The sequence below is a fragment of the Streptomyces sp. NPDC086777 genome (genome assembly GCF_040702065.1).
In the GTDB taxonomy this organism is placed as follows: Bacteria; Actinomycetota; Actinomycetes; order Streptomycetales; family Streptomycetaceae; genus Streptomyces.
Map to the genome: position 1 here is coordinate 80,373 of NZ_JBFBJI010000021.1, position 25,083 is coordinate 105,455.

Sequence of the window (25,083 nt, forward strand, 5' to 3'; positions counted from 1 at the left end):
TGCCGTCATGAGGGCGCGGACTCCGCCCGGCGCCGCCGCCCGCCACGGGCCGACCGCGCGACGGCGGCGGCCAGGGCGAGGGACAGGTGGGCGGCGGCGAGTACGGCGAGTTCCGCGCGGGACCCGGCGCCGGGGGCCGCGTGCCGCAGGACGGCCAGCGAGCCGGCGGTGACGGCCAGCCGGGCGGCCAGGGCGGGCAGGGCGGGCGGCGGAGGCTGCGGCGGCCGGCCGAGGACCGGCTGGGCGATGACCCGACAGGCGAGCAGAGACAGGGCGTTGACCACCTGTGGGGCGGCGGTCGCGCGCAGCGCCGCGTACAGGAGCAGGTGGGCGAGGGCCACGACGGTGGCGGGCACCGCGTACGACCGTGGCGGCCGCCCCGACGGCAGCGCGCCCCGGGCCAGTGCCAGGCCGATCCGCGCGATGCCGCGCAGGTCGGCGAGGGCCGTGGACAGCAGCTCGACCCGGCTGTCCGGGTCGTCCACCCAGTCGACCGGCACCTCGTGGATCCGCAGCCCGGCCCGCTCCGCGACGACCAGCAGCTCGGTGTCGAAGAACCATCCGGGGTCCCGCACCAGCGGCAGCAGCCGCGCGGCGGCGTCCCGTCGTACGGCCTTGAAGCCGCACTGCGCGTCCGAGAAGCCCACCGACAGGGTGCAGCGCAGCAGGACGTTGTAGCAGCGGGAGATGGCCTCGCGCTTCGGGCCGCGCACCACCCGGGCGCCGGGCGCCAGCCGGGTGCCGATGGCCACGTCGGAGTGGCCCGAGAGCAGCGGGGCGACGAGCGGCAGCAGCGCCGTGAGCCCGGTCGACAGGTCCACGTCGAGGTAGCCGACGACCGGCGCCGACGACGCCGACCAGGCGGCCCGCAGCGCGCGGCCGCGGCCCTTCTCGGCCAGCCGTATCCACTCCACCTCGGGCAGTTCGGCGGCCAGCCGTGCCGCGATCAGCGGGGTGGCGTCGGTGCTGGCGTTGTCGGCGACGGTGATCCGGAAGGGGTAGGGGAACGTCTCCCGCAGATGGGCGTGGAGCCGCCGCACGCTGGGCTCCAGGTCCGTCTCCTCGTTGAACACCGGTACGGCCAGGTCGAGGACCGGTTCGACGCGGTGCGCCGGAGCCGGCCACGCCGGTACCGGCACGGTGACGGGTGGGCGGTTCATGACGTTTTTTCGCATTCGTACTCGATTTCGGGGCATGCCGAGGACACACCCGGTGGGGGAGGAGGACGGCCGACGGGGCGCGGCCTACGGGCCGTTCGACGGGTCGGGGCTGTTGGTCACGGGCGCCGACGGCGGGGACGTGGTGGAACTCCCGGACGAGCTCTCCGTGGCACTGCGGGTCGCGTCCGGGGTGGAGGTCGCCGTCGAGGACGAGGACGGGGTCGACGAGGGGGTGCCGCCGCTCGTCGCCGACGGGGTGTCCCCGGGCGCGGTCGTGCCCTCGGGCGGCGGCGCCGAGGTCGTGACGCCGGAGGCCGGCGCACTGGGTGTCAGGCTCGGCGTCGGTGCCGGACCGGTGGTGGGGCTGGTCGCGGGCCAGGGGTGCGGCGCGCTCGGTTCGTCACGGACGTCGGCGTGGGGCCACAGGAACAGGCACAGGCCGAACCCCGCGACCGTGAGGACGGCGCCCGCCGCCCGCTGGGCCGCCCGGACCCGCCGCCGCGCCTGCACACCGGCCCGCAGCCGCTCCCGGTGCCGGGGCTCGAACGCCGTCGGCCCCTGCTCGTCGTGCATCAACTGCGTCAACTGCCGCTCGAAGCGATCCATGGTCCCTCCCTCACCCCACCGGCTCGATGGCGTCCGCCAGCAGCTCCCGCAGCCGGGCCACCCCGCGCGCCGCGTGCGACCGGGCGGTGCCCACCGGGCAGCCCAGCACGTCGGCGACCTGCCGGTCGGGCAGATCCTGGTAGTAGCGCAGGACGACGGCGGCCCGCTGGCGTGGGGTCAGCAGCGCCAGCGCCGCCTCCAGCCGGGACCGCTCGGCGACGACCGCCGACATGTCACCGGCCGCCGCCACCTCGGGCAGCTCCTCGACAGGGCGCTCGCCCCACCACCGGCGCCGCGCCGAGCGGGCCGCGGCGCGCGCCAGGACCTTCCGGACGTACGCCTCCGGCGCCTCGTCGGCGACCTTCGGCCAGACGAACCACAGCCGGACCAAGGACTCCTGCAACAGATCCTCGGCCCGATGCCGGTCGCCACCGGTGAGCAGACGGGCCAGGTGGCACAGCCCCGACCAGCGGGCCGCCACGAACTCGTCGTACTCACCGGCCCGAGCCTGCTCCATTCCCACGGTCCCCGCTCTCGCCGACTGCCTACACCTGGGAAAAGGCCCTGGGGGCGGCGGAACGCTGCACCCGGCCGGGGTGATCCGCGTCACGTGCGGGCCGGGTCCGTAATCGGCTGGCCGAGCGGTGCGGGGCCGTCGTAGGCTCCCCGCGATGACCACTCACTCTGCTGTCAGATTGGGGGTCCCGTCCACCTCAGGTGAGTGCTGATGGCCACTCACCTCACGGACGGGGACACCCGCCTCTCCCTGTGGCGGCGCGTGCGCGAGTTCGCCGTGCCGCCCGCCATGATCGAGACCGCGACCGCCCGCCGCACCGCCGGGGACTGGGCGGGGGCCTGCGCGGCCGCCGGTTTCGACGTCGACCTCGACCTGCGCGCACTGGCCCGGGCATGGGGCCGGGACGTCCGGGAACGGATCCGCTCCGACCTGCGCCGGCTGGCGCCCGACCTGCTCCGCTGGCATCTGCCGAGGGTCGCGCCCGACGGGTTGCTGCGGCCCGGCCTGACGATGCCGCTCGCCCGCTACGACGCCGGGGACGGCTCCCTGTGCCTCGTGGTCCGGACACCGCCCGCCTGGGCGGACGCCGGACAGCGGATCGGCCTCGCGCTTTGGGACGGCATCCTGGCCGAGCCCGCCGTCCGTGGGCATCCGCATCCGCACCCCAGCCGGCGGTTCCGCTTCGACCTGCATCGCCATCTGTGGGACGCGGGTGCCGCCGGCGAACTGCGGACCCGGTCGGGCGCCGACCGGCCGGCGGACGGCGAACGGTGCGCGTTCTCCGGCCGGCTCCCGTTCCTCGAAACGTCGTTGTGCGCCACGGACCGGTGGGCGGACGAGGCACGGGTCGTGCTGGGCGCCGAAGGCCGGGACAGCGGCACCGTCGTCGTACGCCTGGGCGGCCGGCAGCGGGTCGCGGTGCACCTCGCGGCCGACGGGACCGCGACCGCGGGCCCGGACACCGACGCCCGCGCCCCGGCAGCGGCGCGCGCCCCGTCCTGCCCGACGCGGCGACCTGGATCCTCCCCGACCTGGAGCTGCTGCGCGCCGGGCTGGTCGACGCCGCCCGGCTGCATCCGCTGGTCGCCGCGGCGCTCGCCCCCGGGCACCCGCCGGCCGCCCGGGACCCGTACACCGACCCGGCCCGCCAGCCGGGCCTCGTGGAGTGCCGGGGCGCCCGGCACCGGATCGGCCTGGTCGACGGGGTGCTGTCCCCGCTGGACCACTCCCTGGACGAACTGCGGCGCGAGGAACTCCTGGTGGCGCTCGGCGGACCGGCACTGCCCTGCCTGCGCGTCATCGACGAGGCGCACCGCCGCCCCGACTGCCTCACCGGCGTCCGCGAACGCCTCGACCACGGCGACACCGCGGGCGCGCTGGCCGTCGTCGAAGGACTGCTGGGGCCCGAAGCCGTACTGCGCGACGGGCCGTTGAAGGACGAACTGGAGGCGGCCGCGCAGCGCCGGATCGCCTACGGCCTCTACCGGGCGGGCCTCGCGTCCCGCACCGGTCCCGTCCGGACGCGGCGGCGCCGGTCCGTCCGCGACCCGCGGCTCGGCCCACGCCGCGCCAACCGGCGCTGACACCCACCCACTTGCCTCCTCACAACCCCCAGGTGATCCCTCATGACCACGCATTCCCCCGACCAACTCGCCGTCGCGGACACCCTGTCGGCGCTGCTCGGCGACTCCACCACCGAACCCCGGTCCGACACCCAGCTGGAGGCGCTCACCCTGGCCGTCGCCGCCGACCTGCCCGTCCTGCTGTGGGGCGAACCCGGCATCGGCAAGACCGCCGCCCTGAACCGGCTGGCCGAGGCGCTCGACCTGCCGCTGACCACGGTGATCGCCAGCGTCCACGAGCCGTCCGACTTCTCCGGCCTGCCCGTCGTCGGCGACGACCCCGCCGTGCAGGGCGTCCCGATGGCCCCGCCGGACTGGGCGGTACGGCTGGTGCGGGCCGGCCGGGGCCTGCTGTTCCTCGACGAACTGTCCACCGCGCCCCCCGCCGTGCAGGCCGCCCTGCTCCGGCTGGTCCTGGAGCGCCGCGTGGGCGCGCTCCGGCTCCCGCCCGGCGTACGGATCGTCGCCGCCGCCAACCCGCGGTCCTCGGCAGCCGACGGCTGGGAGCTGAGCCCGCCGCTGGCCAACCGGTTCGTGCACCTCCACTGGGCGCACGACCACGAGGTCGTCGTCCGCGGCCTCGGCGGCACCTGGCCCCGGGCCACCCTGCCCCGGCTCGACCCGGACCGGCTGCCCGCCGCCGTGGACTTCGCGCGCCGAGCGGTGTGCGGACTGCTCGCCACCCGCCCCACGCTCGTCCACCGGCTGCCGAACGGCGAGATGCGGCGGGGCGGCGCCTGGCCGTCGCCCCGCAGCTGGGACATGACCCTGCGCCTGGTCGCCTTCGCACACGCCGCCGGTTCCTCCCGGGACGTGCTCTCCCTCCTGGTCAGGGGGACGGTCGGGGACGGCCCGGGGCTCGAACTGCTGGCGAGCGTCGACCGGATGGAGCTCCCGGATCCCGAGACGCTGCTCGCCGACCCGGCCGCGGCCGACCTGCCCGAGCGCGGGGACCTGCGCCAGGCCGTGCTGGACGGCGTGGTCGCCGCGGTTCGCGAACGGCCGGACCGGGCCCGCTGGGACGCGGCCTGGGCCCTGCTGGTGCGGGCCCTGGACACCGGAGCCCCCGACCTCGTCGTCGTCCCCGCCACCACCCTGGCCTCGCTGCGCCGGGACGACTGGGATGTCCCGGCGGCGATCGAACGGCTCGCGGGCGCCGTGGCCGTGTCCCGGCGCGCCGACCGCGCCGCCGAACGCGTCGCGGCGAAGGTGCGCCGATGAACGCCGAGCCGGGCATCGACGCGACCGGGGCGCTGGACCTGGACAAGCTCTACGCCGCCCGGCTCCAGGCCGCCCGGGCCCGGCCCTACCTCGCCACGGCCCTGTTCGCCCTGCACGTCGTGGCGGACCGTCAGGTGCCGACCATGGCCGTCGACAAGCACTGGCGGTGCTATGTCTCGCCCGCCTTCGTGGACCGGATGCCGGAGGAGGACCTGGCCGGGGTGTGGGTGCACGAGGTGTCGCACCTGCTCCGCGACCACCACGCGCGCAGTGACCGGGTCGCGAGGGAACGCGGGCTGACCGGGGCCGGTGAGCGGCTGCGGATGAACATCGCGGCGGACCTGGAGATCAACGACGACGCGTACGGCGACGGGCTGGCCCAGCCCCGCGGCGCCGTCCGGCCGTACATGCTGCGCCTGGACGAGGGCCAGTTGATGGAGGACTACCTGCGGCAGTTCCGGCTCGGGCCGCTGACGCAGGACCTCACCTGGCTGGACTGCGGCAGCGGGGCCGACGGCCGCGACCGGGAGTGGGACCTGGGGCCGGACGGCGCGCACGGCCTCAGCGAGCAGGAGCGGGACGGGGTCCGGTTCCGGGTGGCGCAGGCCATCACCGGCCGCCCCGGCTCCACCCCGAACGGCTGGCGGCGCTGGGCCGAGGACGCCTTCCATCCGCCGCAGCCCTGGCGGGAACTGCTGGGCGCGGCGGTGCGCTCGGCGGCCTCCGCCGCGGGCGCCGGCGAGGACTACAGCTACGGCCGTCCGTCGCGCCGCTCGGCCGGGCTGCCCGGCGTCGTCCTCCCGAGCCTGCGCCGTCGACCGCCCCGGGTCTCGGTCGTCATCGACACCTCCGGCTCGGTCAGCGACGCCGAACTGGGCAGTGCCCTGCTGGAGGTGGCCGCGATCGCGCGCGCCGTCGGCGGCCGCCGGGACCTGGTCTCCGTGCTGTCCTGCGACGCGGCCGCCCGGACCGTGCAGCCGCTGTGCCGGGCGGAGGGCATCGCGCTCGTCGGCGGCGGCGGTACCGACCTGCGCGCGGGCTTCGCCCGGGCGCTGCGCACGCGGCCGGCCCCGGACGTCGTGGTGGCCCTCACCGACGGGCAGACACCCTGGCCGCAGACCCGGCCGGCCTGCCGGACGGTGGTGGGCCTGTTCCCCCGGCAGTACGGCGGCACGGGGTGGCGGGAGAACGACTCCGACCACGTACCGGAGGCACCGCCCGCCTGGGCGCGGGTGGTCGAGATCGGGTGAGCGCGCGGCTGGAACGGCCGCGGTGTGCCGTCAGCCGTCAGCCGTCAGCCGTCAGCCGTCAGCCGTCAGCGGCGCGGTCGGTCGCGCGGTTCCTCGCGCCCCTTCGGGGGCGGTTCGTGCCGCGGAGAGGTAACTGTAGGCGGAGGCCCGGGAGATGCCGAGGCGTCCGGCGACCTGCTGGACCGCGCCGCGCACCGCGAAGACGCCCTGCCGGTCGAGGTCCCGGAACAGCTCCCGCCGTTCCTCGCGGGTGAGCTGGGGCCACGGCTTGGGCCGGTGGAGCTGGCGGGCGTCGACGATCGAGTCCAGCACGGCGGTGATGTCGTGGCCGAACGTGGTGGTCGGCGGTGCCTCGGCGGCGGCGACCCCGGCGAGGCCGCCGACCAGCGCGTGCACCTGGTGCACTGCCGTGACGTCGAGGTTCACGCACAGCGCCCCGAACGCCGTACCGCCCGAGTCGCGCAGCACCATCGTGGACGACTTGACCAGCTTCCCGTCCCGGGTGCGGGTCAGGTAGTTCAGCTCGTCGCGCGCCTCGTCGCCGGCCGCCAGCAGCTTCATGCCGATCTCGCTCATCGACCCGCCGACCCCGCGGCCGGTGACCGACCCGGCGAGGGCCACGACGGAGTGTTCCGGGCGGCGGAAGTCGTGGACGACGACCTCGCAGAAGCCGCCCAGGGTCGCCACGATCCCGTCGACGACCGGGGCGAGCGCCGCGATGATCGCGTCCTGCTCGGCCCGCGCCGCGTCCGTCCCGCTCGCCGGTGCCGGTCCGTCTGTCATCGGTGCCCCCGCCTGGGTAGGGTCTGGACTTCAAGTCCAGATGATAGACAATAATTCCAGACCGTCGACGCTCATCCGGCGTTCGGCGGCGCCCGGAACGGAGGACGAACATGCCCGACACCCCGCCCGTCACCCTTCAGGACGTGCACGACGCGGCGGCGCGGATCAAGGGAGTGGCCCACCGCACCCCCGTGCTGCGCTCGCGGACCCTGGACGAGCTGGTCGGTGCCGAGGTCTTCCTGAAGTGCGAGAACCTCCAGCGCATCGGCGCGTTCAAGTTCCGGGGCGCCTACAACGCCGCGTCCCGGCTGTCGCCCGCGCAACTCGCCCAGGGCATCGCCGCCTACTCCTCCGGCAACCACGCCCAGGCCGTCGCCCTCGCCGCCCGCGAACTCGGCACCACCGCCGTCATCGTGATGCCCGAGGACACTCCGCGCGCCAAGCTGGAGGCGACCGCCGGATACGGCGCGGAGATCGTGACCTACGACCGCTACACCGGTGACCGGGTCGCGATCGGCGAGGCTCTCGCCGCCGAGCGGGGGCTCGCGCTCATCCCGCCGTACGAGCACCCGCACGTCATCGCGGGGCAGGGCACGGCCGCTCTCGAACTCATCGAGGAGGTGGGGGAGTTGGACACCCTGGTGGTGCCCGTCGGGGGCGGCGGGCTGATCGCAGGCAGCGCCACCGCGGCCAAGGGGCTGCTGCCCGGGATCCGGGTCGTCGGGGTCGAGCCCGAGGCCGGCGACGACACCCGGCGGTCCCTGGCGGCGGGGTACCGGATGTCCATCCCGGTGCCGCGCACCATCGCCGACGGCCAGGCGGCCGACATCCCCGGTGAGCTGACCTTCTCCGTCAACCAGCGCCTGGTGGACGACATCTCGCTGGTCTCCGACGACGAGATCCGGGACGCGATGCGGTTCGCCTTCGAACGGCTGAAGACGGTCGTGGAGCCGAGCGGCGCCAGCGGCCTGGCCGCACTGCTCGCCCACCGGGTGGCGCCGCTCCCGCGCCGGGTCGGGGTCGTCCTGTCCGGGGGCAACGTCGGCGCGCGGCGGTTCGCGGAGATCCTCGCCGGCTGACCGGGAAGAGCGGACGGCGGCACCCCGGCGGGGCGCCGCCGTCCGGAGCGGGGGGTCAGCCCTTCCGGAGCCTGCGGGCCGACCCGGGACTCAGCAGTCGCGGAACTCCGGCGACTGGTTGAGGATCTGAGCCCGGGTCGAGGTGAAGCGGGTGTACGTCTCGCCGCCCCGCGCCTGCGCGGGGAACACCGCGACCCGATGGCAGTTCTGGAAGGCGAGGGCGACCCCGAAGTGCCGTTCCAGGCTGCCGCGGATCGCGTCGGAGGACAGCGCCCGCAGCAGCTGCCCGCGCTCGCGTTCCGAGGGCGGCGGGGTCTGGTTGTCGGCGAACTCCGCTCTGCCGACGCGCAGTTCGGCGGCGAGCCGGGCGACGAGGTCGTACGCGTACGGCAGCGAGGTGCGGACGGTTTCCACGAAGTCCTCCTCCCGCACCGGGCCGTTCTCGGCTTCGGCGAGCAGTTGCGGGGAGACGTCGAGCGACATGTGGCGGTGTCCTGTTCTTCTCGGAGCGGTTGCGGAAAATCGGAGCGGCCCGGAAAGGGGGGCGCGAAGGCGGGACGGTCCCGCGGGGGGATCGGGGGCTGCTCAGGCGAAGGCGGGCAGCGCCGTAGGCCCGTGCCGGAAGTCCGGGTCGACCTGGGCGGCCAGGGCCTGGCCCGTCGCCGCGTCGGCCCAGGCGGCGGCGTTGCGCAGATGGAACTCCACGGCGTGCCGCTGGAAGGCCTCCCAGTCCTTGCCCCGCGCGTCCACCGCGGCCCGCAGCCGGTCCAGGGCCCGGGAGTTGGCCTGTTCCAGCGCGCCGCCGCCGCGCCCCTGTTCCTGCGCGTGGACGTACGGCGACAGTACGCAGTGCGCCAGCAGGTCGTCGCCCACCCGCTCGCGCAGGAAGGCGAGGTCGTCCGCGCCGGTCACCTTGTTGCCGACCACGGCGACCGGGATCCCGAACTCGGCGGCGTGGTCCCGGTACTGCCGGTACACGGACAGGCTCTTGCGGGTCGGCTCGACCACCAGGAAAGTCATGTCGAAGCGGGTGAACAGGCCGGAGGCGAAGGCGTCCGCGCCCGCCGTCATGTCGACGACCACGTACTCGCCGGGGCCGTCCACCAGGTGGTTGAGGTACAGCTCCACCGCACCGAGCTTGGAGTGGTAGCAGGCCACCCCGAGGTCGCTCTCGGCGAAGGCCCCGGTGACCATCAGCGGTACCCCGCCGACCTCCTGGACGTGCCGGGAGTGCACCTCGTCGTCGCCGAGCAGGCGCAGCAGCCGCGAGCCGTGCCCCGGAGGGGTCGTCTTGACCATGGCCTCCCGGGACGCGATGCGCGGGTTGGTGCCGCGCAGGTAGTCCTTGATCTCACCGGTCCGCGCGCTCAGCGGCGGCGCCGTGAGGCGTTCGTTCTCGTCGAGGCCGAGGGTGTGGGCCAGGTGCTGGTTGATGTCACCGTCGATCGCGACGACCGGCGCCCCGGACCGCGCCAGGTGACGGGTGAAGAGGGCCGACAGCGTCGTCTTGCCGCTGCCGCCCTTGCCGACGAAGGCCACGCGCATCGCTGTCCGCCACCCCTCTGTTGAAAATGGATTTCATGAGCACAGATTGGAGGGGGTCGCCCACGGTGTCAAATCGAGGTGGCCCGACCGGGTCGCGGCCCCGTCCTGTTGACGGAGCCGCAGATCCGGGCCGAGACGCACGGGCTCGACGTCATCGGCGACGCCGACCGCAAGGGCACCCCGCGCGCCCTGTGCCGGCCCTAGTCCCGGCGCGACACCTCCACGTTCTCCAGGATGCCGAGGGCGTCCGGGACCAGGACGGCGGCCGAGTAGTAGGCGGTGACCAGGTAGGAGGCGACCGCCTGTTCGTTGACGCCCATGAAACGGACGGTCAGGCCCGGCTCCTTCTCGTCCGGCAGGCCGGTCTGGAGGAGACCGATCACGCCCTGGTTCTGCTCCCCGGCGCGCAGCGCGATGATCGCGGACGTACGGGCCCCGGTGACCGGGATCTTGCCGCACGGGAGCAGCGGGACGCCCCGCCATGCCGGGAGGTGGTGACCGTCGACCTCGACGCCGCCGAAGTACAGGCCGCGCTTGTTGCACTCCCGGCCGAACGCGGCGATCGCCCGTGGATGGGCGAACAGGTGCGTGGTGTCCCGCCGCATGGCGAGGAGTTCGTCGAGGTCGTCGGGGGTGGGCGGGCCCGAGTGCGTGGAGATCCGCTGACCGTGGTCGGCGTTGTGCAGCAGGCCGAAGTCGCGGTTGTTGACCAGCTCGTGCTCCTGGCGCTCCCGCAGCACCTGCACGGCGAGCCGCAGCTGGTGCTCGGTCTGGTCCATCGGCCGGCTGTAGAGGTCGGCCACCCGGGTGTGCACGCGCAACACGGTCTGGGCGACGCTCAGTTCGTACTCGCGGGGCGCCGGCTCGTAGTCCACGAAGGTGTGCGGGACGTCCGGCTCGCCGGTGTGGCCCGCGCTGAGGGCGATCTCCGCCTCGCCGAAGGTGTTCGTCTCCCGGTGCCCGTCGAGGCCGGCCAGTTCCACGTGCGCGCGCAGCCCGGCGTGCCGGTCGGCCACCTCCCGGTACGCCGCGTGCGGCAGCACCAGCACGGTGGTCGCCGTCGCCGCGCGGGCCGTGAACTCCCAGGCGCCGTCGAGTCCGGCGAGCACCCGCCCGCCGAAGGTGTCACCGTCCGCGAGGAGACCGACGACCGCCTCGTCGCCGTACGGCCCCTGCCCGACCTGCTCCACCTTGCCGTGCGCGACCAGGTAGACGTGGTCGGCCTGGCGTCCCGCCGCCGCGATCACCTGCCCCGCCGCGTACTCCCGCTGCTCGAACCGCTCCGCCAGCGCCCGCAGCGCGGTGCCGTCCTCGAAGCCGCGCAGCAGCGGCAGCTCGGCCAGTTCGGCGGGGATCACCGCCACCTGCGCGCCGGTCTGCACGAAGCTCACCCGGCCGTCGCCGACGCGGTAGGACAGTCTGCGGTTGACGCGGTAGGTGCCGCCCGGCACGTCCACCCACGGCAGCGTCCGGGTCAGCCACCGTGAGCTGATCTCCTGCATCTGCGGTGCGGACTTGGTCGTCGTGGTGAGATTCCGTGCCGCGGCGGTACCGAGGCTCTGCTGCTCCCGCTCCTCGGCGTCCGCCGCGGGCGTCGTACCGGTCTCGACCGACATCGCATTCCTTCTCTCGCGTCGCAGGGGTGACGTCTTGCGCGCGGGCCGTCACCTTCCGCGGCTACCCCTACCCCCGCACCCGCGCCGCGAGTGATGCCGGGGGACGGAGCGCGAGGCACGTGCCAGCGGGAAGTGCCCCCGCACCACCCCGCACACCACCCCGCACTCCGCGCGACCGCCCCCGCTCGCCGGTCCCCGGCGAGCGGGGAAAGCCCTCGTGGCCGCCGGTGCATGCCCCGGCCCCGACCGGGTACGCGAGCCGTGGCCGCCCGGCGACCTGCCGGACCCGCGGCCCGTACCACCACCGCTACCTGGGGATCTGCCATGGAGACACCCGCACACGACGACTTCCCGACGCCGGCCCAGCGGGCGCTCGACACGCTGGCCGTGAACGCCGAGGACACCACCGCCCTGGACACGCTCGCACACAGCGACGTGCTGGTCCCGGTGCCGGACGACGCCGCGGAGGCGGCCGACCCCGCGATGATCGCCCTGCCCGTCCTGGAACGCCCCGACGGCGATCCCGTCGTCCCGGTGTTCACCTCGGAGGGGGAACTGACCGGCCTGCTGCCGACGGTCTCCCGCTACCGCGTGGTGCCGCTCGGCGCGCTCGCCTCGCAGTGGCCCGAGGACAACCTTTCGCTCGCCATAGACGGCAGCTCCGCACACGCCCTGACCCTGACCTCCGAGGGCGTGCGCACCCTGCTGGCCCGGCCGGCGGGCTGAACGAAGCGCTCCGGTCACCGGGAGGCCGCCGTCCGGGCCAGAATGGCGCCATGGAATGGATCTCCGGGGTGGCCGGAGGACTGGTACTGATCCTGGTCCTGCGCAGCATCCTGCGCACGCTCGTGGTCCCCCGGGGCCTGTACTCCGTGCTGGTGTACCGGCTGTGGTGGGGCCTGCGCCGCGTCCTCTGCCTCACCGCGCACCGCGGCGGCTACCGGGCGATCGACCGCGCCCAGACCTGGCTCGCCCCGCTCATGCTGGTCGGCATGCTCGCCGCCTGGCTCGGCGGGGCGTTCCTCGGCTTCGGCATGCTGCTGTTCGCGTTCTCCCCGCTGTCCTGGAGCACCGCGTTCCGGGAGGCGGGCTCCAGCCTGTTCACCCTCGGGTTCGCCAGCGGCGCGCGGCTGCGGCTGTCGGCGCTGGACTTCGTGGCCGCCGCCACCGGCCCGGTCGTCATCGCGCTGCAGATCGCCTACCTGCCCACGCTGTACGCCGCCTACAACCGCCGCGAACTGGAGGTCACCCTCCTCCAGTCCCGGGCCGGCGAGCCCGCCTGGGGACCGGAGATCCTCGCCCGGCAGTGGCTGGTCGACACCGAGACCGCGCTGCCCGAGCTGTACCGCTCCTGGGAGCGGCTGGCCGCGGACATGGGGGAGAGCCACGCCACCTACCCGGTCCTGCTGGCGTTCCGCTCGCCGCGCCCCTACCGCAGCTGGCTGGTCGGCCTGATCGCCGTCATGGACGCGGCGGCCATGCAGCTCGCGCTCGCCCCGCGCTCCGCCCCGCCGGAGGCCCGCCTGGTGCTGCGTGCCGGGTTCACCGCGCTGCGCGACATCGCCGCCTCCGTACGGGCCGACTTCGATTCCGACCCGGCCCCGGACACCCCGATCGAGCTGACCTACGGCGAGTTCGAGGAGGCCGCGGCCATGCTGGAGAAGGCGGGCTTCCGCGCCGAACGCGGCACCGCGGAGGCCTGGCCGCACTTCCACGGCTGGCGGGTCAACTACGAGGCGGTCGCCTACGAGCTGTGCCGCCGCTGCGACGCCGTACCCGCGCTGTGGACCGGTGGCCGCGACTTCGCGTCGGAGCCGATCCCGCCACGTCGCCCTCCGGACCGGCGGCCGCCCGAAGGACGGCCGGAAGTTCCCCCCGTGCGCGGGTAGCACGGCGCATCCTGAGGGAAGATCCCGGCAGGGGCCGGGGAGAGCGAGAGGGGCGGATCGTCGTGAGGGTCGTCCTGCTGGGCACCGCCGCCGGCGGCGGGTTCCCGCAGTGGAACTGCGCCTGTGCGCTGTGCGCCGCCGCCCGGGACGGCAAGCTGCCCTCCCGGACCCAGGAGTGCGTCGCGCTGACCGGCAACGGCCGGGACTGGTGGCTGCTCAACGCCTCCCCGGACATCCGCGCCCAGCTGACCGCCACGCCCGCGCTGTGGCCGGGACCGGACCCCCGGGACACCCCGGTGCGCGGCGTGCTGCTCACCGACGCGGAGGCCGACCACGTCACCGGCCTGACCGTGCTGCGCGGCGCGCCGGACCTCAAGGTGTACGCGGCCCCGCCGGTACGGACGGTGCTGGCTCCGGCCCGCGGCGCCCTGGACCGCTACGCGCCCTGGGAGTGGGCCGACAGCCTGGCCGACGGCGGCTTCGTGCTGGCCGGTGGCCTGGTCGTCACCGCCCACCCGGTCGGCGCGAAGGTCCCGTCGTACGTCCCCGCCGCGCTCGCCGAGGCCGACGGCCGCTGGGTCACGGCGTACCGCGTCGAGGACCTGGCCACCGGGGGAGTGCTGCTCTACGCCCCCTGCGTCGGCTCCTGGAGCGACACCCTGGACGACCTGTGCGCGGAGGCCGACTGCGTCCTGCTGGACGGCACCTTCTACACCGCCGGCGAGATGGGCACCAAGGTGCGCTCCGGCCCCCGGCAGGCGACGATGGGCCACCTCCCGGTCTCCGGCGCCCGCGGCAGCCTCGCCGCCCTGGCCCGCCACCCCCGCACCCGCCGGATCTACACCCACCTCAACAACACCAACCCCCTGGTCGACCCCTCCTCCAGGGCCCGCGCCCAGGTGGCCGCCGAAGGCGTCGAGGTGCTCCCCGACGGCATCGAGTTCGCGCTCTAGCGCCGCGGGCCGGTCGCGTGTTCCTGGCGCCCCTTGAGGGGCGCGGTGCCACACCCGGCTGCACCGCGAACCGCTCAGCCGTCCGCGCCTTCGAGCATCCGTCCCAGCACCGCCCGCTGCAGCGGGCATACCTCGGCGTGCAGGGCGCGGCCCTTCGCGGTGAGCGCGACCCAGACGCCGCGCCGGTCCTCGACGCAGACCGAACGCTCCACCAGGCCGTCCTTCTCCAGCCGTCCGATCAGCCGGGAGAGCGCGCTCTGGCTCAGGTGGATCCGGCCCGCCAGGTTCTGCACCCGGCAGTGGTCACCCTCGGCCGGGGTCTCGGTGGCGAGCAGGTCGAGCACCTCGAAGTCGCTCGCGCCCAGCCCGTGCGGATGCAGCACCCGGTCGATCTCGCACATGGTGCGCGCGTGCACCGACAGGATGTCCCGCCACTGTTCCTCGAGCCGGGCCTCGGCCGTCTTCACTGCCATACCCGCACCGTAACACCGATCAAGGCAGTTGTTGAGTGCGCAACTAGTGCGGGTGCAAGCAGTCCGGCCGCGCTCAGCCGACCGGGTCCTGGAGCAGCCCCACCATGTTGCCGTCGGCGTCCTTCACCGAGGCGACCAGCCGCCCGTTGCCGACGTCCCGCGCGTCCTGGACCAGCTCGGCACCCGCCGCCAGCAGCGCCGCGAGCCGCTCCCGCAGATCGGTGACGTGCCAGAACGGCGTCGGCCCGGTCAGGCCCTGCGCGTGCCCGTTCGGGTCGAGGCCGACGTCCTGCCCGGCGGCCTTGAACCCGATGTAGTACGGCTCGTCGGCGTAGGGCTCGACGCCCAGCAGCGCACCGAACAGCGCCTTGGCCCGCGCCGCGTCCTTGACGGGGTAGATGATCGTCTGCACGCCTTCGCTCATGGCGTTCCCACTCCTTGCGCTGAGAGAACCGGCTCTTTCCGGCCGGTGATCCCACGCTAGGACGCAGAAGCCCGTCCCGGCTTCTCCGATCCTGACCGCTTGCCGCCCTCGCCGACAGCGTCCCGAAGGCCCGCGGGGAACTGCGCGACCAGCCCCACCCGGCCGCAGCCGCCCGACAGCGCGCCCCGCCACCGCGGACCGCGCACGGCTCACGCAGACTCGCGTCGCACCAGCTCCGTCGGCAGGATCACCGCCGCCGGGTCCTCGCCGCCTATCTGGGCGAGCAGCACCCGGACCATCTCGGTGCTGATCCGGTCCCAGGGCTGCCGGATGGTGGTGAGCCGCGGGGTCACCGCGGTGGCCGCCGGGGAGTCGTCGAAGCCGCCGACAGCGATGTCATCCGGCACCCGCCGGCCGGCCCGCTGCAGCGCCGCCAGCACGCCCTGCGCCATCAGGTCGGAGGCCACGAACACGGCGTCCAGGTCCGGCGCCTGCGCGAGCAGCCGCTCGGCCCCCGCCTCGCCGCTCGCCCTGCTGTAGTCCCCGGACACGACGAGCGCCTCGTCGATCGCGATGCCCGCCTCGGTGAGGACCTCCTTGTACCCGGCGAGCCGCTCCACACCGCCCGGGGTGTCCAGCGGCCCGGTGATCATGCCGATCCGGCGCCGCCCCACGTCCAGCAGGTGCCGCACCATGTCCCGGGCGCCGTCCCGGTCGTCGGCGGCCACGTAGCTCACCTTCGAGCCGAGCCCGATGGGCTTGCCGCAGGCGACCAGCGGCACGCCCGCATCGCGCAGCTCCTCCGCAACCGGGTCGCCGGAGTGGCTCGACACCAGCAGCACCCCGTCGACGTGCCCGGCGGTGATGTACCGGGTGATCCGCCGCCGCTCGTCCTTCGTGCCCGCCAGCATCAGGAGCACCGGGATGTCGTGGCGGGCCAGCGCCTGCGTGCAGCCGCTCAGCAGGACGTTGAAGTTCGGGTCCTCGAAGAACCGCTCCTGCGGCTCGGTCAGCAGGAAGCCGACCGAGTCCGAGCGTCCGGTGATCAGCGAGCGGGCATGCCGGTTCACGACGTAACCCGTCCTGCGGATGGCGTCGTTGACCGCCTCCGCGGCGGCCGGGCTGACGTAGTGCCCGCCGTTGAGCACCCGAGAGACGGTGCCTCGCGAGACACCGGCCTCGCGTGCCACGTCATGGATCGTCGGCGGTTTGCGCCGGCCCCCCGTACCACTGCTCATGGTCATGACTTTACGGCCCCGGAGAGCAGGTCAAGGCTCCAGAAGCGCTGAATGACCAGGAAGAGGGCGATCAGCGGCAGTACGGCCAGGAACGCGCCGGTGATCACCAGGGTGTACAGGGCAGGCGTGTTGGCGCCCTGTTCGAGGAGCGTGTAGAGACCCAGCGTGAGCGGGAACCGCTCGTCGTCGCTGAGCATGATGTACGGCAGCAGGAAGTTGTTCCAGACGGCCACGAACTGGAACAGGAACACCGTGACCATGCCGGGGATCATCATCGGCAGCGCGATCCTGGTGAAGATCCGCCACTCGCCCGCCCCGTCCATCCGCCCGGCCTCCACCACGTCGGAGGGCACGGCCGCGGCCGCGTAGATCCGAGAGAGGTAGACGCCGTACGGGGAGAGGACCTGCGGCAGCAGCACGGACAGGTAGGAGTCCGTGAGGTTCGCCTTGGCCAGCAGCAGGTACTGCGGGATGGCGAGGATCACCGGGGGCATCAGCACACCGGCGAGCAGCACGTTGAAGATCGTCTCGCGGCCGCGGAAGCGGTAGGTCGCGAGCGCGTAGCCGCTGAACGCGGACACGGCCGTCGACAGCAGGGCGCCCAGGCCGGCGTACAGGGCGGAGTTGCCCATCCAGCTCCAGTAGATGCCGTCGCGGTAGGCGTTGAGATCCTTGAGGTTCTGGGCGAAGCCGGAGCCGGGCAGGAAGGTGAACGTGGAGAACAGCTCGCTGCCGGACTTGGTGGACGCGATCACCACCCAGGCCACCGGGAGGAGCGTGTAGATCGCGCCGAGGGCGAGGGTGAGCGTCGGGATCAGGGCGATCCGGCGGCGCAGTGGCGGCCCCTGGGCGGTTCCGGGCGTCGTACCGGCGGCCGGGGTGGCCTTGCGGACGGCAAGAGAACTCATCCTGCTGCCTCCTGCCTGTTGCGGCGGTTCGCGGCCCGCAGGAAACCGAAGGACAGCACCAGCGTGGCGAGGGCGATGAGGGTCGCCTCGGCCGCCGCGGAGTAGATGTCGCCCTTGGCGAAGGCGTCCACGTACACCTTCATCAGCGGACTCCAGGTCGTGTTGACCGAGTTGGTGAGGGGCTTGAGGGTGGTCGGCTCGTTGAAGACCTGGAGCGTCGCGATGATCGAGAAGAAGAAGGTCAGCACCAGCGAGGGCGCCACCATCGGGATCTTGATCCGCAGGGCGGTCTGCAACGGGGACGCGCCGTCCAGCTTGGCCGCCTCGTGGACCTCGGCCGGGATGGACCGCAGCGAGGTGTAGATGACGATCATGTTGAAGCCGGTGCCGCCCCAGACCGCGATGTTCGACAGGGCCAGGTACAGCGGCCCGCCGTCCAGCAGGTTCGGCTGCGGCAGGTGCAGCCTGTCGAGTACGTAGTAGAAGGGGCTGACGTCCGGCAGGTACAGGAAACCCCACAGCAGCGCGGCGACCACACCGGGGATGGCGTACGGCAGGAAGATCGCGAGCCGGGTGAACGGGGCGAGCCGGACCCGCTCGGAGTCGAGCATCAGCGCGAACAGGAGGGCGAGGCCCAGCATCACCGGGACGACGATGCAGCCGTAGCCGAGGACGCGCAGCGCACCGTCGTGGAACTCGCTGTCGGTGAGGGCGTCCTGGTAGTTCTCCAGGCCGGCCCAGACCTCGCTGCGGGCACCGGCGCCCAGGCCGAGGCCGGAGACGTGCACCTTGCGGAAGCTGAGCCAGACCGCGTATCCGATGGGCAGCGCGAAGAACAGGGCGAAGAGGACCGTGGCGGGGAGGAGGAAGAAGTAGGGGGCGCTCCGCGCTCGTTCGACGGCGGTGGTGGGGGACGGGTGGCCGTACGGGGCCCCCTTGACCCCGTACGGCCTCCGGACGGTGGGGCTGGTCACCGCGAGACCTCGAAGCCCTGCTTCTTCATGTCGGCGACTGTGGCGTCCTGCATCGTCTTCAGGGCGGCGGTGAAGTCCGACCTGTTCTTCGCGGCGGCGCCGAACGCGTCGTTGAAGGACGTGTAGGCGACGTTGACGTTCGGGCCCCAGGCGGAGGGTGCCGTGGTCTTCGCGATCCCGGCGGCCTCGGTGTAGAAGTCCGACTGGTTCGAGAAGTAGGCCGGCGGGGTGGCGAAGGCGCCGCTGGTCTGGGCGTTGGTGGCGGCCGGGTAGATGCCGCTCTCCTTGGCCAGCGCGTTGAGCGCCTCGCCGTCGGTGTTCAGCCACGCGGCGAACCTGGCGGCCGCCGCCTGGTGCCTGGAGTCGGTGGTGACGGCGGTGGAGGAGCCGCCCCAACTGCCCGTGACGTTCCCGGAAGTGGACCACTGGGGGAGCGGGGCCATCGCCCACTTGCCCTTGGTGTCGGGCGCGGCGGTGGTCAGCGTGCCCGGCGCCCACACCGCGGAGACCCAGGCGATCTGCTTGCCGGTGTCCAGCGCCTTGTTCCAGGCCGGGGTGTACATCGGCTGGTTGTCGATGACGCCCTCCTTGACCAGACCGCCCCAGAACGAGGCGACCTTCCGGGTGGCTGCGTCGTCGATGGCGACCTTCCACTTGTCGCCGGAGGTGGTCCACCACCTGGCGCCGGCCTGCTGGGCGAGGCCCGCGAAGAGGCCGGAGTCGTTGGCGGAGAACGTGGTCAGTTCGAGGCCGGGTGCCTTCTTCTTCAGCTGCCGGGCGTCCTGGGCGAACTCGTCCCAGGTGGCCGGCACCTTGAGGCCGTACTTCTTGAAGAGGTCCGCGCGGTAGTAGAACATCATCGGGCCGATGTCCTGCGGCACCGCGTACACCGCGTCCGTGCCGAGGGTGACCTGCTGCCAGACGCCTTCGGCGAACTTGGACCTGGCGTCGCCGACGTTCTTCGCCAGGTCGGCGACGGCGTCGTTGCTGACCAGCGTCGGGAGTGCCTGGTACTCGGCCTGCACCAGGTCGGGGCCGTTCTTCGCCTTGTGCGCGGTGAGGATCTTGGTGACCAGCGTGTCGCCGGACGCCTGCTTCTTCACCGTGACGGTGATCTGCTCCTTCTTGCCCTCGCCCTTGTTCCACAGGTCCACGACCTTGTCCATACCGGGCGCCCAGGCCCAGTACGTCAGCGAGACCGGACCGGAGTCGGCCTTGCTGTCGTCGTCGGACGAGCCGCAGGCGGCGAGGGCGGTGGCGCCGAGCGAGACGGCGACGACGGTTGTCACGAGGCGACGGCGCTTCGTGTGCGGCATGGATCTCTCCCCTGACCTGGGTTCCCGCCCGTCGCGGGAACCTGTCATGCAGACGTGTGAGCGTTCCCAGGCCCGGATCATCGTCCGTGCTGAGTCCGTGTCCTGCTCTGTGAGCGTTCACAGTAGAGAAACATCCCGGACACTTGTCAATGGTTGTTGCTGTGCGGTTATGGTGAGCTCACGCCACGATCGATGTGTGTGAACGTTCCCAAATGATCGATTAAACGGGAGAGATCCATGCCGGACATCACCCCCAGGGGCCTGACCAGGCTCGCCTTCGGCGGGGACTACAACCCCGAGCAGTGGCCGGAGGACGTCTGGCACGAGGACGTCCGGCTGATGCGCGAGGCCGGGGTCACGATGGTGAGCGTCGGGATCTTCTCCTGGGCCCTGCTGGAACCGGCGCCGGGGGAGTACGACTTCGGCTGGCTCGACCGGGTACTCGACCTGCTCCACGAGAACGGCATCCGCGTCGACCTGGGCACCCCCACCGTCGCGCCGCCCGCCTGGTTCTACCGCGCCCACCCCGAGGCCCTGCCGGTCACCGCGGAGGGCGTGCGCCACGAGTTCGGCTCACGCGGCGCCATCTGCCACTGCAACGCCGACTACCGTGCGGCGGCGGCGAACATCACCACCCGTCTCGCCGAGCGCTACGGCGAACACCCGGCCCTCGCGCTGTGGCACGTCCACAACGAGTACGGCGTCCCGGTCTCGGCCTGCTACTGCGACTCCTGCGCCGCCCACTTCCGCCGCTGGCTGGCCGGCGCCCACGGCAGCGTGGCGGCCGTCAACGAGGCCTGGGGCACCGCCTTCTGGGGCCAGCACTACACGGACCTGGCGCAGATCAACCCGCCGCGCGTCACCCCGACCGTCGGCAACCCGGGCCAGGCCCTCGACTACCGGCGGTTCACCGACGCCACCATCCGCGAGAACTTCCGCGCCGAGCGGGACATCCTGCACCGGCTCTCGCCCGGCGTCCCGGTGACCACGAACTTCATGACCGCCCTCAGCCAGTGCGACTCCATCGACTACTGGGCCTGGGGCCGGGAGGTCGACCTGGTCACCAACGACCACTACCTGATCACCGACGGCCGCCGCACCCACGTCAACCTCGCCATGGCCGCCGACCTCGCCCGCTCGGTCGCCGGCGGCGCCCCCTGGCTGCTCCTGGAACACTCCACCTCGGGTGTCAACTGGCAGCCGCGCAATCCGGCCAAGGCGCCCGGCCAGATGGCCCGCAACTCCCTCGCGCACGTGGCCCGCGGCTCCGAGGGCGCCATGTTCTTCCAGTGGCGGCAGTCCCGGCGCGGCGCCGAGAAGTTCCACTCCGCGATGCTGCCGCACGGCGGCACCGGGACCCGCGTCTGGCGCGAGGTCGTCGGACTGGGCGCCGCCCTCGACTCGTTGACCCCGATCAGGGGCACCCGCACCCGGGCCGATGTCGCCGTCCTGTGGGACTGGCAGTCCTGGTGGGCCCAGAACCTCCAGTGGCGCCCCACCGAGGACCACGACCCGCGCGAACGCGCCGACGCCTTCTACGAGGCCCTCTACGACCGCCACCTCACCGTCGACTTCGCCCGTCCCGAAAGCGACCTGTCGGCCTACCCCCTGGTCGTCGTCCCGGCCCTGTACCTGATGACCGAGGCGGCCGGGAACAACCTCCGCGAGTACGTCGAGAGCGGCGGCACGCTCGTCGTCTCGTACTTCTCGGGGATCGTCGACGAGCACGACGCGGTGCACGAGGGCGCCTACCCGGGGCCCCTGCGCGAGACCCTCGGCCTCACGGTCGAGGAGTTCTCCCCGCTGCTGAAGGACGAGCGGGTGCGGCTGACCGGCCCGGAGGGCTCAGGGCCGACCGGCGACGTGTGGACCGAGTTCGTCGTCCCGGGCGCCGCCGAGACCGTCTGGAGCTACGCCGACGGCCTCACCGCCGGCCGACCGGCAGTCACCCGGCACCGGCTGGGGGAGGGCACCGCCTGGTACGTGTCGACGCGCCTGGACGCGCACGGCCTCGACGCCCTGCTCGAACGGGCCGCCGAGGACGCCCGGATCCCGCCCCGCGCCGAACTGCCCCGCGACGTCGAGGTGGTCCGCCGCACCGGCGAGTCCGGCACCTTCCTGTTCGCGATCAACCACACCGCCACCGACGCCAAGGTGCCCCTGGAGGCGCACGGCACCGAACTGCTGACGGGCGAACGCGCCGCGGGTCGGCTCGCGGTCCCGGCGGGCGCCGTACGGGTCGTACGACTCGACGGCTGAACCGGGGCGCGGGCTCAGGGGCCGCCGCGCCCGCGCCCACCGAGACCCCCTCCGTCCGCGAGTGCCACGAGAGCCGCGGGCGGAGGGGCACTCCTTGGGCCCCACCGTAGGAACCCCCTCTCCAGCCACGTCGAAGGGACGACGGACGATGATGTTCCATCCCAGACGCACCCTCAGGGCCCTGCTGCTGCCGCTCCTGGCCGGGCTCGCCCTCACCGCCCTCCCCGCGCAGACCGCCCGGGCGGCGAGCACCCTCACCAACGGCGGCTTCGAGTCGGACGGTGCGGGCGTGGCCACGCCCACCGGCTGGTCGGAGTACGGCGACACGGGCGCCTCGTACACCGAGTCCGGCGGCCACGGCGGCAGTTACCGTCTCAGCCACTACTCGGCCTCCGCCTACAAGGTGGAGACCTACCAGTACCTGTCGGGGCTGGCCAACGGCACCTACACCCTCACCGCCTGGACCCGCTCCAGCGGTGGGCAGAACTCGGCGTACATGTCCCTGAGGAACTGCGGCAGTTCGGACCAGAAGACCGACCTGCCGGTCTCCACCAGCAGCTGGGTGCGGATCGTCACCTCGATCGCGGTGACCGACAACCGGTGCACGATCGGCATCTACTCGGACGCCAACGCGGGCAACTGGATCAACGTCGACGACCTGACCTTCGCCTCCGGGTCGACCGGCCTGTCGATCAAGGGTGCTGACATCTCGTCACTCGCCAAGAGCGAGGCCAAGGGCGGGGTCTACAGGACCAGCTCCGGCACCACCGGGGACGCGGTCACCATCCTCAAGAACGCCGGGATGAACTACGCGCGCCTGAAGGTCTGGGTCAACCCGGCCGACGGCTACAACGACAAGGCCCATGTGCTGGCCATGGCCAAGCGCATCAAGGCCGCCGGCATGAAGCTGCTGGTCGACTTCCACTACTCGGACACCTGGGCCGACCCGGGCAAGCAGACCAAGCCCGCCGCCTGGGCCGACGACTCCTACAGCCGGCTGAAGACCGACGTGTACAACCACACGTACGACGTCCTCGACGCGCTGAAGTCCCAGGGCACCACAGCCGACATGGTCCAGATCGGCAACGAGATCAACGGCGGCATGCTCTGGTCCGAGGGCTCCACCGACAACTGGTCCCAGCTCGCCGGCCTGATCAACTCCGGCTACAGCGCGGCCAAGGCGGTCTCGTCCGCCACCCGGGTCGCCCTGCACCTGGCCGACGCGGGCGACGACGCCACGGTCCGCTGGTGGTTCGACAACGCCAGGACCTACGGCATCGACTACGACGTGATCGGGCTGTCGTACTACGGCTACTGGCACGGCTCCCTGGCCGCCGCCCAGACCACCCTGGACGACGTGGCCTCCCGCTACTCCAAGCCGGTCTTCGTCGCCGAGACCGCCTACCCGTTCACCCTCGCCCAGGACGACTCGCTGGAGAACCAGATCGACACCACCGGCGAACTCGTCACCGGCTACCCGGCCACCGCGGCCGGCCAGCTGGCCTGGATGAACGCGGTCGCGAGCATCGTCGAGGCGGTCCCGAACGGCCGCGGCCTCGGCGTCTTCTACTGGGAGGCGACCTGGACCGCCGTCACCGGCAACGGCTGGGACCCGACCGACGCCGGCTCCGGCAGCGGCTGGGAGAACCAGGCCCTGTTCGGCTACGACGACAGGGCGCTGTCCTCCATGGCGTGGTTCAGCCACCGCTGAACCACCACGGACGGCGGCCCGGCCGTAAAAGGGGACGGCCGGGCCCCTCCGCCGTGTTCCGCGGCCGCGCCGCGGGCAGGACACCGACCGGCCGAACTCGTACGGCCGTTCGGTCTCGGACATCGCGCCCCGATCCCCGCACGTGGGGGCTTCGGCTGCGCGACAGTGGGAACAGACACTGCGAGGAGGCAGGGGACGGAGGCCGGTCGGATGCTGAGGAACACCGCGAGCGCAACCCGCCTGGAGGTTCTCGACTGGCTGAAGGACCCGGCGGCCCACTTCCCGCCCCAGCGCCACGCCGACCTCGCCGAGGACGGCGTCACCGTCCGGGCCGTCGCCGCCAAGCTGGGGGTCTCCCGCAAGGTCGCCGGCGCCCATCTCGGCCTGCTGGCCCGGCTCGGCCTGCTCCGCACCAAACGCATCCGGCACCGGGTCTACTACCGGCGCGACGAGATCCGCATCGCCGAGGTGGCCCGGATGTTCGAGAAGGGCTGGTGAGAGCGGTTACCCCTGCCACCATGGGTGTCATGGACCGACCCACGCGCCTCGTCCCCCTCCACTACGTCGCCGTCGGCGGCCGAGGCCCGGAGGACGTGGTGACGGATCCCGACGGGCGGATCCTGACCGGCGTCGAGGACGGCCGCATCCTGCGCCTGGACGGCCTCGGCGACCCGGACACCGCCCGGGTCCGGACGCTGGCCCGGACCGGCGGCCGCCCGCTCGGCCTCGACCTCCTCCCGGACGGCGACCTGCTGGTCTGCGACGCGGAACGCGGCCTGCTGCGCGTGGGCCTCGCCGACGGCACCGTCCGCGTCCTCGCCGACACGGTCGAGGGGGAGCCGCTGCGGTTCGCGAGCAACGTGGTCGCCCTGCCCGACGGCACCGTGTACTTCACCGCGTCCAGTCGCCGGTTCCCCCTCGGCCAGTGGATCGGTGACATCGTCGAGCACAGCGGCACCGGCCGCCTGCTGCGCCTCGCGCCGGGTGCGCGCACGGCCGAAGTGGCCTGGGAGGGCTTCCAGTTCGCCAACGGGCTGACCGTGAGCGGCGACGGCACCTTCCTGATCGTCGCCGAGACCGGCGGCTACCGCCTCACCCGCTACTGGCTCACCGGCCCGCGGGCCGGCCGCGCGGAGTTCTTCGCCGAACTGCCCGGCATGCCCGACAACATCTGGCGCGACGGCGACCTCGTCTGGGTCGCCCTCGCGGGCCCGCGCAACCCCCCGCTCGACGTCTTCCACCGCAGCCCCCTCGCCGTCCGCCGCGCGGCCGCCCGCGCCGCCGTGCACGTCCCCTACCGCCCGGTCGGCACCCTCGCCGTCCTCGCCCTCGACGACCACGGCCGGGTCGTCCACCACCTCGCCCGCCGCAACTCCGGCTTCCGCATGGTCACCAGCGTCTGCCGGACCGGCCGCCACCTCGTGCTCGGCAGCGTCCGGGAGCCCGGCGTCGCGGTCTGCGCGGCCCCCACCGCGAAGTGACCGCCGGGTACGCCCGGCGGTACCCTGGGGCACCCGTCAGGGGCGGTGCCGAACAGGA

Annotated in this window: 24 protein-coding genes and 1 pseudogene; 12 read left to right on the forward strand and 13 right to left on the reverse strand. The window is 73.3% G+C overall.

The genetic code is table 11. The features are described from left to right. Nucleotides 1-5 precede the first annotated feature (5 nt). From AB0472_RS27545 to AB0472_RS27555, 3 genes are all read right to left on the reverse strand, one after another. Nucleotides 6-1,160 carry a dolichyl-phosphate beta-glucosyltransferase gene (locus AB0472_RS27545; RefSeq protein ID WP_366360025.1) on the reverse strand — a complete coding sequence of 385 codons (1,155 nt, stop codon included), beginning with the start codon at nucleotides 1,158-1,160 and terminating at the stop codon, nucleotides 6-8. A gap of 84 nt (nucleotides 1,161-1,244) precedes the next feature. Beyond that, entirely contained in the window at nucleotides 1,245-1,766 is a 522-nt protein-coding gene (locus AB0472_RS27550; RefSeq protein ID WP_366360026.1) for a hypothetical protein, read from the reverse strand. A gap of 10 nt (nucleotides 1,767-1,776) precedes the next feature. Beyond that, nucleotides 1,777-2,283, reverse strand: coding sequence for a SigE family RNA polymerase sigma factor (locus AB0472_RS27555; RefSeq protein WP_366360027.1), 507 nt, complete (start codon nucleotides 2,281-2,283; stop codon nucleotides 1,777-1,779). Between the two features lie 210 nt (nucleotides 2,284-2,493). Between AB0472_RS27555 and AB0472_RS27560 the strand changes: the two are divergent. From AB0472_RS27560 to AB0472_RS27570, 3 genes and pseudogenes are all read left to right on the forward strand, one after another. Continuing rightward, nucleotides 2,494-3,866 (forward strand): annotated as a pseudogene (locus AB0472_RS27560) (hypothetical protein). A 42-nt stretch (nucleotides 3,867-3,908) separates the two neighbouring features. Next, a complete protein-coding gene (locus tag AB0472_RS27565) occupies nucleotides 3,909-5,126 on the forward strand; it encodes a MoxR family ATPase (protein ID WP_366360029.1) in 1,218 nt (405 codons plus the stop codon). Further along, nucleotides 5,123-6,376 carry a VWA-like domain-containing protein gene (locus AB0472_RS27570; RefSeq protein ID WP_366360031.1) on the forward strand — a complete coding sequence of 418 codons (1,254 nt, stop codon included), beginning with the start codon at nucleotides 5,123-5,125 and terminating at the stop codon, nucleotides 6,374-6,376. The genes AB0472_RS27565 and AB0472_RS27570 overlap by 4 nt, the downstream gene beginning before the upstream one ends. A 51-nt stretch (nucleotides 6,377-6,427) precedes the next feature. Here AB0472_RS27570 and AB0472_RS27575 read toward each other — a convergent pair whose 3' ends face one another. Further along, entirely contained in the window at nucleotides 6,428-7,159 is a 732-nt protein-coding gene (locus AB0472_RS27575) for a PAS domain-containing protein (protein ID WP_366360032.1), read from the reverse strand. 110 nt (nucleotides 7,160-7,269) lie between these two features. On the opposite strand from AB0472_RS27575, the gene AB0472_RS27580 reads away from it, so the two are divergent. After that, entirely contained in the window at nucleotides 7,270-8,238 is a 969-nt protein-coding gene (locus AB0472_RS27580; RefSeq protein WP_366360034.1) for a threo-3-hydroxy-L-aspartate ammonia-lyase, read from the forward strand. A 90-nt stretch (nucleotides 8,239-8,328) separates the two neighbouring features. Here the strand turns inward: AB0472_RS27580 and AB0472_RS27585 are convergent, their stop codons facing one another. Both AB0472_RS27585 and AB0472_RS27590 read right to left on the reverse strand, forming a co-directional pair. Next, a complete protein-coding gene (locus AB0472_RS27585) occupies nucleotides 8,329-8,721 on the reverse strand; it encodes an SCO5389 family protein (protein WP_366360036.1) in 393 nt (130 codons plus the stop codon). Nucleotides 8,722-8,823: 102 nt separating this feature from the next. Next, nucleotides 8,824-9,783 carry an adenylyl-sulfate kinase gene (locus tag AB0472_RS27590; RefSeq protein ID WP_366360038.1) on the reverse strand — a complete coding sequence of 320 codons (960 nt, stop codon included), beginning with the start codon at nucleotides 9,781-9,783 and terminating at the stop codon, nucleotides 8,824-8,826. A gap of 78 nt (nucleotides 9,784-9,861) precedes the next feature. Here AB0472_RS27590 and AB0472_RS27595 point away from each other — a divergent pair, with 78 nt between their 5' ends. Continuing rightward, on the forward strand, nucleotides 9,862-9,987 hold the full coding sequence (locus AB0472_RS27595) for a hypothetical protein (protein ID WP_366360040.1): 126 nt from the start codon (nucleotides 9,862-9,864) through the stop codon (nucleotides 9,985-9,987). On the opposite strand, the gene AB0472_RS27600 is transcribed toward AB0472_RS27595, so the two are convergent. After that, nucleotides 9,984-11,399: a family 2B encapsulin nanocompartment shell protein gene (locus AB0472_RS27600; RefSeq protein WP_366360042.1), complete on the reverse strand. Its 1,416-nt coding sequence runs from the start codon at nucleotides 11,397-11,399 to the stop codon at nucleotides 9,984-9,986. The two genes, AB0472_RS27595 and AB0472_RS27600, sit on opposite strands and share 4 nt — an antisense overlap. Nucleotides 11,400-11,723: 324 nt before the next feature. Between AB0472_RS27600 and AB0472_RS27605 the strand changes: the two genes are divergently transcribed. The 3 genes from AB0472_RS27605 to pqqB all read left to right on the forward strand — a co-directional run bounded on the left by AB0472_RS27605 (nucleotide 11,724) and on the right by pqqB (nucleotide 14,241). After that, the gene (locus tag AB0472_RS27605; protein WP_351492943.1) at nucleotides 11,724-12,125 is read left to right on the forward strand and encodes an SseB family protein; all 402 of its coding nucleotides are present in this window, start codon (nucleotides 11,724-11,726) and stop codon (nucleotides 12,123-12,125) included. Nucleotides 12,126-12,175: 50 nt separating this feature from the next. Next, entirely contained in the window at nucleotides 12,176-13,288 is a 1,113-nt protein-coding gene (locus AB0472_RS27610; protein ID WP_366360044.1) for a hypothetical protein, read from the forward strand. 62 nt (nucleotides 13,289-13,350) lie between these two features. Next, on the forward strand, nucleotides 13,351-14,241 hold the full coding sequence (gene pqqB, locus AB0472_RS27615; RefSeq protein ID WP_366360046.1) for a pyrroloquinoline quinone biosynthesis protein PqqB: 891 nt from the start codon (nucleotides 13,351-13,353) through the stop codon (nucleotides 14,239-14,241). Nucleotides 14,242-14,315: 74 nt separating this feature from the next. Here the strand turns inward: pqqB and AB0472_RS27620 are convergent, their stop codons facing one another. The 6 genes from AB0472_RS27620 to AB0472_RS27645 all read right to left on the reverse strand — a co-directional run bounded on the left by AB0472_RS27620 (nucleotide 14,316) and on the right by AB0472_RS27645 (nucleotide 19,574). Next, nucleotides 14,316-14,714, reverse strand: coding sequence for a MarR family transcriptional regulator (locus tag AB0472_RS27620; protein WP_366360048.1), 399 nt, complete (start codon nucleotides 14,712-14,714; stop codon nucleotides 14,316-14,318). A 73-nt stretch (nucleotides 14,715-14,787) separates the two neighbouring features. Beyond that, a complete protein-coding gene (locus tag AB0472_RS27625) occupies nucleotides 14,788-15,138 on the reverse strand; it encodes a VOC family protein (RefSeq protein ID WP_351956302.1) in 351 nt (116 codons plus the stop codon). A 209-nt stretch (nucleotides 15,139-15,347) separates the two neighbouring features. After that, complete coding sequence (locus AB0472_RS27630) at nucleotides 15,348-16,382, reverse strand: LacI family DNA-binding transcriptional regulator (RefSeq protein ID WP_366360049.1); 1,035 nt, start codon at nucleotides 16,380-16,382, stop codon at nucleotides 15,348-15,350. After that, the gene (locus AB0472_RS27635; protein ID WP_366360051.1) at nucleotides 16,379-17,284 is read right to left on the reverse strand and encodes a carbohydrate ABC transporter permease; all 906 of its coding nucleotides are present in this window, start codon (nucleotides 17,282-17,284) and stop codon (nucleotides 16,379-16,381) included. The genes AB0472_RS27630 and AB0472_RS27635 overlap by 4 nt, the downstream gene beginning before the upstream one ends. Further along, complete coding sequence (locus AB0472_RS27640) at nucleotides 17,281-18,258, reverse strand: sugar ABC transporter permease (RefSeq protein ID WP_366360053.1); 978 nt, start codon at nucleotides 18,256-18,258, stop codon at nucleotides 17,281-17,283. The genes AB0472_RS27635 and AB0472_RS27640 overlap by 4 nt, the downstream gene beginning before the upstream one ends. Continuing rightward, nucleotides 18,255-19,574, reverse strand: coding sequence for an extracellular solute-binding protein (locus tag AB0472_RS27645; RefSeq protein ID WP_366360055.1), 1,320 nt, complete (start codon nucleotides 19,572-19,574; stop codon nucleotides 18,255-18,257). Before AB0472_RS27645 ends, AB0472_RS27640 begins: the two co-directional genes overlap by 4 nt. 237 nt (nucleotides 19,575-19,811) lie before the next feature. Here AB0472_RS27645 and AB0472_RS27650 point away from each other — a divergent pair, with 237 nt between their 5' ends. From AB0472_RS27650 to AB0472_RS27665, 4 genes are all read left to right on the forward strand, one after another. Further along, nucleotides 19,812-21,833: a beta-galactosidase gene (locus AB0472_RS27650; protein WP_366360057.1), complete on the forward strand. Its 2,022-nt coding sequence runs from the start codon at nucleotides 19,812-19,814 to the stop codon at nucleotides 21,831-21,833. A gap of 151 nt (nucleotides 21,834-21,984) precedes the next feature. Beyond that, nucleotides 21,985-23,544: an arabinogalactan endo-1,4-beta-galactosidase gene (locus AB0472_RS27655; RefSeq protein ID WP_366360218.1), complete on the forward strand. Its 1,560-nt coding sequence runs from the start codon at nucleotides 21,985-21,987 to the stop codon at nucleotides 23,542-23,544. Between the two features lie 210 nt (nucleotides 23,545-23,754). Next, nucleotides 23,755-24,042 carry an ArsR family transcriptional regulator gene (locus tag AB0472_RS27660; RefSeq protein ID WP_366360059.1) on the forward strand — a complete coding sequence of 96 codons (288 nt, stop codon included), beginning with the start codon at nucleotides 23,755-23,757 and terminating at the stop codon, nucleotides 24,040-24,042. Between the two features lie 29 nt (nucleotides 24,043-24,071). Further along, nucleotides 24,072-25,025, forward strand: coding sequence for an SMP-30/gluconolactonase/LRE family protein (locus tag AB0472_RS27665; protein WP_366360061.1), 954 nt, complete (start codon nucleotides 24,072-24,074; stop codon nucleotides 25,023-25,025). Nucleotides 25,026-25,083 lie beyond the last annotated feature (58 nt).

Coding starts and splice junctions, on each gene's coding strand:
- AB0472_RS27650 (WP_366360057.1), top strand. CDS start 19,812: ATGCCGGACATCACCCCCAGGGGCCTGACCAGGCTCGCCTTCGGCGGG.
- AB0472_RS27610 (WP_366360044.1), top strand. CDS start 12,176: ATGGAATGGATCTCCGGGGTGGCCGGAGGACTGGTACTGATCCTGGTC.
- AB0472_RS27590 (WP_366360038.1), bottom strand. CDS start 9,783: ATGCGCGTGGCCTTCGTCGGCAAGGGCGGCAGCGGCAAGACGACGCTG.
- AB0472_RS27550 (WP_366360026.1), bottom strand. CDS start 1,766: ATGGATCGCTTCGAGCGGCAGTTGACGCAGTTGATGCACGACGAGCAG.
- AB0472_RS27600 (WP_366360042.1), bottom strand. CDS start 11,399: ATGTCGGTCGAGACCGGTACGACGCCCGCGGCGGACGCCGAGGAGCGG.
- AB0472_RS27575 (WP_366360032.1), bottom strand. CDS start 7,159: ATGACAGACGGACCGGCACCGGCGAGCGGGACGGACGCGGCGCGGGCC.
- AB0472_RS27630 (WP_366360049.1), bottom strand. CDS start 16,382: ATGACCATGAGCAGTGGTACGGGGGGCCGGCGCAAACCGCCGACGATC.
- AB0472_RS27635 (WP_366360051.1), bottom strand. CDS start 17,284: ATGAGTTCTCTTGCCGTCCGCAAGGCCACCCCGGCCGCCGGTACGACG.
- AB0472_RS27605 (WP_351492943.1), top strand. CDS start 11,724: ATGGAGACACCCGCACACGACGACTTCCCGACGCCGGCCCAGCGGGCG.
- AB0472_RS27570 (WP_366360031.1), top strand. CDS start 5,123: ATGAACGCCGAGCCGGGCATCGACGCGACCGGGGCGCTGGACCTGGAC.
- AB0472_RS27580 (WP_366360034.1), top strand. CDS start 7,270: ATGCCCGACACCCCGCCCGTCACCCTTCAGGACGTGCACGACGCGGCG.
- AB0472_RS27645 (WP_366360055.1), bottom strand. CDS start 19,574: ATGCCGCACACGAAGCGCCGTCGCCTCGTGACAACCGTCGTCGCCGTC.
- AB0472_RS27625 (WP_351956302.1), bottom strand. CDS start 15,138: ATGAGCGAAGGCGTGCAGACGATCATCTACCCCGTCAAGGACGCGGCG.
- AB0472_RS27555 (WP_366360027.1), bottom strand. CDS start 2,283: ATGGAGCAGGCTCGGGCCGGTGAGTACGACGAGTTCGTGGCGGCCCGC.
- AB0472_RS27565 (WP_366360029.1), top strand. CDS start 3,909: ATGACCACGCATTCCCCCGACCAACTCGCCGTCGCGGACACCCTGTCG.
- AB0472_RS27620 (WP_366360048.1), bottom strand. CDS start 14,714: ATGGCAGTGAAGACGGCCGAGGCCCGGCTCGAGGAACAGTGGCGGGAC.
- AB0472_RS27585 (WP_366360036.1), bottom strand. CDS start 8,721: ATGTCGCTCGACGTCTCCCCGCAACTGCTCGCCGAAGCCGAGAACGGC.
- AB0472_RS27660 (WP_366360059.1), top strand. CDS start 23,755: ATGCTGAGGAACACCGCGAGCGCAACCCGCCTGGAGGTTCTCGACTGG.
- AB0472_RS27545 (WP_366360025.1), bottom strand. CDS start 1,160: ATGAACCGCCCACCCGTCACCGTGCCGGTACCGGCGTGGCCGGCTCCG.
- AB0472_RS27655 (WP_366360218.1), top strand. CDS start 21,985: ATGTTCCATCCCAGACGCACCCTCAGGGCCCTGCTGCTGCCGCTCCTG.
- AB0472_RS27665 (WP_366360061.1), top strand. CDS start 24,072: ATGGACCGACCCACGCGCCTCGTCCCCCTCCACTACGTCGCCGTCGGC.